The sequence below is a fragment of the Campylobacter sp. RM12654 genome, assembly GCF_020137585.1.
GTDB lineage: Bacteria > Campylobacterota > Campylobacteria > Campylobacterales > Campylobacteraceae > Campylobacter_E.
In genome coordinates, this window is the sequence record NZ_JACGAR010000073.1 from 1 (window position 1) to 715 (window position 715).

General features: G+C 27.4%; 1 protein-coding gene. It reads right to left on the minus strand.

Features of this window, described 5'->3' with window-relative positions; all coding sequences use genetic code 11:
* Positions 1-715, minus strand: a 715-nt coding sequence (locus AVBRAN12654_RS09365) for a FecR family protein (protein ID WP_336614387.1), incomplete at both ends; no start/stop codon positions are given.

Consider the following 715-nt stretch of genomic DNA (forward strand, 5'->3'; position numbering starts at 1 on the left):
TTTGCTCACTAGTTTGTAAAGTATTTTTAGAATTTGAATTAGTGTTTTCAGCTTTAATATCACTACTTAAAGTAATACTTGTTACTTTATTGTTATTGTTTGTAGTGCTTTGTTTATCTTCTTGTTTTTCTTGTATTTTTTCTGGTTTATTATCTTCATTAATATTTGCTTTGGTTAAAGAAAAATCATTTACTTTTAAAGGTTCAACTTTAATTACCTTAGTATTTGAAAAGCTTATTTGTTTTCCTGAATCAATTAAAGAAGTTTTATTACCTAATCTAACATCTATTGCACCTTGTAAGCAAGCTAATTTATTTATATTAAGTCCAACTTCTCCTACAAACACTGTTCCTCTAATACCAATTGTTGCTGTATGAGCTTTTAAAGAGAAATTCTTTCTTGCTAATTTTGAGATTTCTCCTGTAATTACCTTAAAGCTTCCTTCACTTACTTCAAGATTTACTTTAGAGTTTTTTCCATCTAATAAGAATTGTTTTATTTCTAAGCTTGTGTTTTTACCTAGAGTAGTAACGGTGTTGTCATTAAAGATTATTTGTAATCTTGCATTGTTTCCCGTTTTTATAATATCGCTTTCATCAAGTTCTTGATTTAATAAAGCTTTTATTTCATTACCTTTTGAGATAACTACTGCATCACCTCTAATGGCTGATATTTTACCTACGCTTGCATAGGTTAGAGTTATTACACTTAATAA